Here is a 7,086-nt window from a genome sequence, read left to right as displayed (position 1 = left end):
GAAAATCATGGGGTTGCAGCCCGATCCTGCGGTGCCGATCGGTGCGGGCGGGATGTTTCACATGGTTGCAAAGTTTGAATTGTGTCCAAAACGGCGCGGGCCTAACTCTGATGTCATGGACCGGTCGAAGTCCGCAAAGAACATGAGCAGGTGGCCCCGTGCAGACGACGCTGAAATCCCCGATCACCTTTTCCGGCATTGGTCTGCATACGGGCCGCGCCGTTCGCATGAACGTGCATCCGGCCTCGGCCGAATACGGCATCTGGTTTCGCCGCACCGATCTGGACGGCGCGCAGGCGCTGATCCCCGCGCGTTGGGACGCGGTCGTGCCGTCGCGGCTCTGCACCAAGTTGGCCAATGGCCGGGCCGAGGTGTCGACGGTCGAGCATCTGATGGCCGCGCTGGCGGGCTGTGGCATCCATAACGCGCTGATCGAGATCGACGGCCCCGAAGTGCCGGTGATGGACGGATCGGCCCAGCCCTTCGTCGAGGGTTTCCTGTCGCGCGGGTTGCGCCGCCTGTCCGCGCCGGTGCGCGTGCTGCGCATCCTCGAACCGGTCGAGGTGAGCGAGGGCGATGCGCGGGCCAGCCTGTCGCCCGCCGACACGTTGGAGATCGATTTCGAGATCGACTTTGCCGACCGCGCCATCGGCCATCAGGCCAAGCGGCTGAGCATGGCCAATGGCGCCTTCCTGCGCGAGTTGAGCGACAGCCGCACCTTCTGCCGCAATGCCGATGTCGAGGCGATGCGCGCGGCGGGTCTGGCGCTGGGCGGTTCGCTGAAGAATGCCGTCGTGGTCGAGGGCGACCGGGTGCTCAGCCCCGGCGGTTTCCGCCATGCCGACGAGGCGGTGCGCCACAAGATGCTGGACGCGCTGGGCGACCTGGCGCTGGCGGCTGTGCCGATCCTTGGCCGCTATCGCGGCGAACGGGCCGGGCATGCGCTGACCAACCGGCTGCTTCGCGCGCTCTTTGCCCGTCCCGGTGCGTTCCGGCTGGTGACCTGTTCGCCGGCCGAGGCCGCCCGGCTGCCGGGGGCCTGCCTTGAGGCGGCCGACCTGCGCGCGGTCGCCTGAGGCGCGCTTTTTTCCGACCCAAAGGCGTTTTGCCTCCCGATTATCTGTGCTAGGACAGCCGCATAATCGCGCGCGGCGAACGCGCATGAACGGTGGTTGGACGATCCGAGGACGGGGTAGCGGGCAGATGGCGAAGCGCAGCATACGCATCCGGGCAGTGGGGGCGGTCGTTCTCCTTGCGCTGACGGCCTCCTGCGGGGCGATCGGGTCGCGGCGCGAGCAGCCGCTGGAGGCCTTCACCGCCGAACAGATCTACCAGAAGGCGGAGGTCGAGTTGGAGACCAACCGCAAGCCCAAGGAAGCCGCCCGCCTTTATGGCGAGGTCGAGCGGCTTTACCCCTATTCCGAATGGGCCAAGCGCGCGCTGATCATGCAGGCCTATGCCCATCACCGCGCGCGCGACTACGAGGACGCCCGCACCGCCGCGCAGCGCTATATCGACTTCTACCCGGCCGATGACGACGCCGCCTATGCGCAATACCTGCTGGCGCTGTCCTATTACGACCAGATCGACCTTGTCGGGCGCGACCAGGGCATGACCTTCCAGGCGTTGCAGGCGCTGCGCACGGTGATCGAGCGTTATCCCGACAGCGAATATGCCCGCTCGTCGATCCTGAAATTCGACCTGGCCTTCGACCATCTGGCGGACAAGGAGATGGAGGTCGGGCGCTACTATCTGAAACGCGGCCACCACACCGCCGCGATCAACCGGTTCCGCGTCGTGGTCGAGGATTTCCAGACCACCACACACACGCCCGAGGCGCTGCTGCGGCTGGTCGAGGCCTATCTTGCGCTGGGCCTCGATGCAGAGGCGCAGACCGCGGGTGCGATCCTCGGCCACAATTTCCAGGGCACCGATTGGTATGCCGATGCCTACAAGCTGCTCAAGGGCAGGGGGCTGGAGCCCGATCCGATCGGCACCGGCTTCCTGCGGACGGTTTATCGCCAGATGATCAAGGGCGAATGGCTCTGATCTGACCGGTCGAGGGGGGTGGCGATGCTGCGCAGTCTCGACATCCGGGATGTGCTGATCATCGACCGGCTGGAGCTTGCGTTCCGGCCCGGTCTGAACGTGCTGACCGGGGAAACCGGGGCGGGCAAGTCGATCCTGCTGGATGCTCTGGGCTTCGTGCTGGGCTGGCGCGGCCGGGCCGATCTGGTGCGCGCAGGCGCCAGCCAGGGCGAGGTGGTGGCGGTGTTCGACCTGCCGCCCGGCCATGCCGCGCGCGCGGTGCTGGACGAGGCCGGGCTGCCCGGCGGGGACGAGCTGATCCTGCGCCGCGTCAACAGCGTGGACGGGCGCAAGACCGCCTGGGTCAATGACCGCCGCGCCGGGGGCGAGGTGCTGCGCGCGCTGTCCGACGCGCTGGTGGAACTGCATGGCCAGCGGGATGACCGCGGCCTGCTTAACCCGCGCAGCCATCGCGCGCTGCTGGATGCCTTTGGCGGGCTGGAGCCCGAGGTCGAGGCGCTGCGCGCGGCCTGGTCGGCGAAGGCCCGCGCCGAGCGCATGCTGGCCGAGGCCGAGGCGGGGCTGGCCGCGTTGCGCGCCGAGGAGGAGTACCTGCGCCATGCCGTCGCCGAGCTTGACGCGCTTTGCCCCCGTCCCGGCGAAGAGGCGGAACTCGACGCGCGCCGCCGCGCCATGCAGGCGGCGGACCGCATCCGCGAGGATATCGCCCGCGCCCTGGCCGCGCTGGGGCCGGGCGAGGGCGCCGAGGGGCGGATGGGCGACGCGCTGCGCTGGCTCGACGGCGTGGCCGACCGCGCCGAGGGGCGGCTCGACGGGGCGATCGCGGCGCTGTCGCGCGCGCTGATCGAACTGGGCGAGGCCGGGCAGGGGGTGGAAACCTGCCTCGAGGCGCTCGAATTCGATCCCGGCGCGCTGGAGGCCACCGAGGAACGGCTGTTCGCGATCCGTGCGGCGGCGCGCAAGCATTCGGTGCTGCCCGACGATCTGGGCGCTTTCGCCAACGGGCTGCGCGCCCGGCTCGCCGCGCTGGATGCAGGCGCGCATGACCTTGCCGCGCTTGAAAAGGCGCGCGATGCGGCCGGGACGGCCTATGATGCCGCCGCCGCCGCGCTGAGCGCGGCCCGCCATGCCGCGTCCCGCAGGCTCGATGCCGCCATGGCCGCCGAATTGCCGCCGCTGAAACTCGACCGCGCCAGTTTCGCCACCGCCATCACCCGCGCCGAGCCCGGCCCCGAAGGCATCGACCTGGTCAGCTTCACGGTCGCCACCAATCCCGGCGCGCCGGCCGGTCCGCTGGACAAGATCGCCTCGGGCGGCGAGCTGTCGCGCTTCCTGCTCGCGCTCAAGGTCTGCCTCGCGCAGGGCTCCAGCCCGCTCACGCTGATCTTCGACGAGATCGACCGCGGCGTGGGCGGCGCCACGGCGGATGCGGTGGGCCGCCGCCTCGCCGAGCTCAGCCGCAGCGCGCAGGTGCTCGTCGTCACCCATTCTCCCCAGGTCGCGGCGCGGGCCGGCCATCACTGGCGCGTGGAAAAGCGCGTCGCGCATGGCAGCACGCTTTCCTCAGTCACCCCGCTCGACGCCCCGGCCCGGGTGGACGAGATCGCGCGCATGCTCTCGGGCGACACGATCACCGACGAGGCCCGCGCCGCCGCCCGCGCCTTGCTGGCGCGATAGGGGCGCGCGAATCGCGCGACCGGCATGCCGACACCCCCCCGGCAGGGTCCGGCATCGCCTGCTTCTTCTGGCCTGAAATATCCCCGCCGGAGGCGCGCGCCCGCCCTGGCGGGCGCGCCCGGCCCAACGCCGGACCAGCGGGGCGCAAGCCCCGCGCAGGCCGGGGGCGGGAGGGTCGCCGCTGCGGGTCCGGCTCGGAACGGTTTCAGCCCTGGCGCAGCATCTTGCCCGGGTTCATCAGCCCCGCGGGGTCGAGCGCGCGCTTGATCTCGCCCATCACCTCCCAGGCCTCGCCATGCGCGGCGGCCATGTGGCCGAGCTTGCCCATGCCGATCCCGTGCTCGCCCGAGATCGTGCCGCCCAGCCGCAGCGCGCGCTCGACCATCCGGTGCGCAAGCCGCCTGGCTTCGGCCAGTTCGACCGGGTTGCCCGGATCGACCAGCAGGATCGCGTGGAAATTGCCGTCGCCCACATGGCCCAGGATCGGCCCCGGCACATGCGAGGCGGCGATGTCGGCGCGGGTCTCCTCGACCGCCTCGGCCAGCCGCGAGATCGGCACGCAGATGTCAGTCACCAGCGCCGTCGCGCCGGGACGCGAGGCGAGGCAGGCGTAATAGGCGTTGTGCCGCATGGTCCAGAGCGCGTTGCGTTCCTCGGGCAGCGACGACCAGGCGAAGCCCGAGCCGCCATTGTCGGCCACGATCTCGCCGAAACCTTGCGCCTGTTCGGCGACGCCCGCGGTCGAGCCGTGGAACTCGACCATCAGATGCGGCTTTTCGGGGAAGCTGGCGCCCGCATAGGCGTTGACGGCCGCCGTCGTCGCGGCATCGACGAATTCGATCCGGGCCATCGGAATGCCCGTCTGGATGGTCTGGATCACCGTCTCGACCGCGGGCCCGATCGCATCGAAGGCGCAGACCGCGGCCGAGATCGCCTCGGGCTGGCCGTAAAGCTTCACCGTCAGCTCGGTCATCAGGCCCAGCGTGCCCTCGGCCCCCACGAACAGCCCCGTCAGGTCATAGCCCGCCGCCGACTTGCGCGCCCGCGTGCCGGTGCGGATCACCCGCCCGTCGGCCAGCACCACCTGCAGCCCCAGCACGTTCTCGCGCATCGTGCCATAGCGCACGGCGGTCGTGCCCGAGGCGCGCGTCGAGGCCATGCCGCCCAGCGTCGCGTTCGCGCCCGGATCGACCGGGAAGAACAGCCCCGTGGCGCGCAGCCCGACATTCAGCGCCTCGCGCGTGACCCCGGGCTGGACCACCGCGTCCATGTCCCCGGGGTTCACCTTCAGCACCCGGTTCATCCGGGTGAAATCGACGCTGATGCCGCCCTTGACCGCCAGCGCGTGGCCCTCCAGCGAGCTGCCCGCGCCCCAGGCGGTCAGCGGGCAGCCATGCGCGGCGCAGGCCCGCACGATGGCGGCGACTTCCTCGGTCGTTTCGGGATAGACCACCGCCTCGGGCGGGGTTGGCGGAAACCACGCTTCGCTGCGGCCGTGCAGGTCCAGATCGGATCGCGAAAGGCTGATCCGGTTGCCCAGGATGTTGCCCAACACGGTCACGGCTTCGGCGGGAAGGGGCATCGGGCAACTCCTTGCTCTGCGGGCGACGACGGGCACCCTAGGCGAGACCGGCGGCAGGCGAAAGCAGAACGCGCGCCGCGTTGCCGAAAGGGGCGGAAAAGCGGGATCCACCCTGCGCCAATGCGGATAATTTCAACCCGGAACGGAATCCGTGTCGCCGGGCACAGCGAGCGGTAGGCGCCCTGCCGGGCGGGACCGGGGCGGATCCCCGGGACCGGACCCGGCCGGTGCCGGGGCGGAGGTGACGGATTCGTCGCCGCGGCCGCCTGCCAGCGGTCCGGCATCGGCCCGCACGGGCCGGGGCGGCGGGGAAAAGCGTTCTGCGCGGAGGATGCCGGGTGAGGCCGCGGCGCGGGTGCATGGGACGCGCGAGGTCCAGGCAGGGCGGGTCCACGCGGCGCTGCGGCTCGGGCGAAGAAGCCCCGCCCGCCATCGCAGCGGCGGGCGGGGTCCGCAAGTGCGTCCCGGCTTCGGGCGCACATGCGGCGATCGCCGATGGAACTGACAACCACGACACTCGCGTATCGGCGATACGTTCCCTGGAACCGTCAGAGCGGCGCGCCCGACCATGACCCATATTCGCGGGGGCGTCACCCGGACAGTTCGTCTCGGCCACAAGATGCCTTGAAAAGATTGACAAACGGTTGCCTCGCATGCGCCCCGGTCGCATCGGATTCCGCCCTTCCCCTTGCGCGCCCGGGCGATATGCTCCACTACGTCGCGAGGAAAGCGAGCTGGACGGATCGAGCATCATGAGCCTAGTCAAACCGGCCGAGGAAATCTCGGTGCGCGAGGTATTCGGGATCGACACCGACATGGTGGTGAAGGGGTTCGAGGAGCGCACGGATCGCGTGCCCGACATCGACCCGACCTACAAGTTCGACCCGGACACGACGCTGGCGATCCTGGCGGGCTTTGCCCATAACCGCCGGGTGATGATCCAGGGCTATCACGGCACCGGCAAGTCCACCCATATCGAACAGGTTGCCGCGCGGCTGAACTGGCCCTGCGTGCGGGTCAATCTCGACAGCCATATCAGCCGGATCGACCTGATCGGCAAGGACGCGATCAAGCTGCGCGACGGCAAGCAGGTGACCGAGTTCCAGGAGGGCATCCTGCCCTGGGCGCTGCGCAATGCCTGCGCGATCGTCTTCGACGAATATGATGCCGGCCGGGCCGATGTGATGTTCGTGATCCAGCGGGTGCTGGAGGCGGACGGCAAGCTGACGCTCTTGGACCAGAACGAGGTGATCACGCCGCATCCCTTTTTCCGGCTGTTCGCCACCGCGAACACGGTGGGCCTGGGCGACACCACGGGGCTTTATCACGGCACGCAGCAGATCAACCAGGGCCAGATGGACCGCTGGTCGCTGGTCGCCACGCTGAACTACCTGTCCCATGACGCCGAATGCGCGATCGTGCTGGGCAAGTGCCCGCATTACAACAGCGACAAGGGCCGCAAGACCATCGGCCACATGGTGACGGTGGCCGACCTGACGCGCACGGCCTTCATGAATGGCGATCTTTCCACGGTGATGAGTCCGCGCACGGTGATCGCCTGGGCACAGAATGCCGAGATCTTCCGCAATGTGGGCTATGCGTTCCGGCTGACCTTCCTGAACAAGTGCGACGAGCTGGAACGCGCCACTGTGGCCGAGTTCTACCAGCGGCTGTTCGACGAGGAACTGCCCGAAAGTGCGGCGAGCGTCGCCGTCGGGTAGGTGGACGCGCCCTTGCGGGCGCGTGCCTCCGGCGGGGATATTTGAGGCCAGAAGAAG

General features: G+C 69.6%; 5 protein-coding genes. 4 read left to right on the top strand and 1 reads right to left on the bottom strand.

What is annotated here, in order from left to right:
* Nucleotides 1-158: 158 nt before the first annotated feature.
* From lpxC to recN, 3 genes are all read left to right on the top strand, one after another.
* Nucleotides 159-1,076, top strand: coding sequence for a UDP-3-O-acyl-N-acetylglucosamine deacetylase (gene lpxC / locus ENN83_RS06180; protein WP_287185260.1), 918 nt, complete (start codon nucleotides 159-161; stop codon nucleotides 1,074-1,076).
* Nucleotides 1,077-1,203: 127 nt separating this feature from the next.
* Entirely contained in the window at nucleotides 1,204-2,049 is an 846-nt protein-coding gene (locus tag ENN83_RS06175) for an outer membrane protein assembly factor BamD (protein ID WP_287185258.1), read from the top strand.
* 24 nt (nucleotides 2,050-2,073) lie between these two features.
* The gene (recN, locus tag ENN83_RS06170) at nucleotides 2,074-3,726 is read left to right on the top strand and encodes a DNA repair protein RecN (RefSeq protein ID WP_287185256.1); all 1,653 of its coding nucleotides are present in this window, start codon (nucleotides 2,074-2,076) and stop codon (nucleotides 3,724-3,726) included.
* 205 nt (nucleotides 3,727-3,931) lie between these two features.
* Here recN and ENN83_RS06165 read toward each other — a convergent pair whose 3' ends face one another.
* Complete coding sequence (locus ENN83_RS06165; protein WP_287185254.1) at nucleotides 3,932-5,308, bottom strand: FAD-binding oxidoreductase; 1,377 nt, start codon at nucleotides 5,306-5,308, stop codon at nucleotides 3,932-3,934.
* A gap of 752 nt (nucleotides 5,309-6,060) precedes the next feature.
* Here ENN83_RS06165 and cobS point away from each other — a divergent pair.
* Nucleotides 6,061-7,029 carry a cobaltochelatase subunit CobS gene (gene cobS, locus ENN83_RS06160; RefSeq protein ID WP_287185253.1) on the top strand — a complete coding sequence of 323 codons (969 nt, stop codon included), beginning with the start codon at nucleotides 6,061-6,063 and terminating at the stop codon, nucleotides 7,027-7,029.
* Nucleotides 7,030-7,086: the final 57 nt, after the last annotated feature.

The sequence above is a fragment of the Rhodovulum sp. genome, from assembly GCF_011048875.1.
GTDB classification, from domain to species: domain Bacteria; phylum Pseudomonadota; class Alphaproteobacteria; order Rhodobacterales; family Rhodobacteraceae; genus Rhodovulum; species Rhodovulum tesquicola.
Note: the sequence above shows the minus strand (reverse complement) of the source record. Positions and strands in the feature narration are given on the sequence as shown.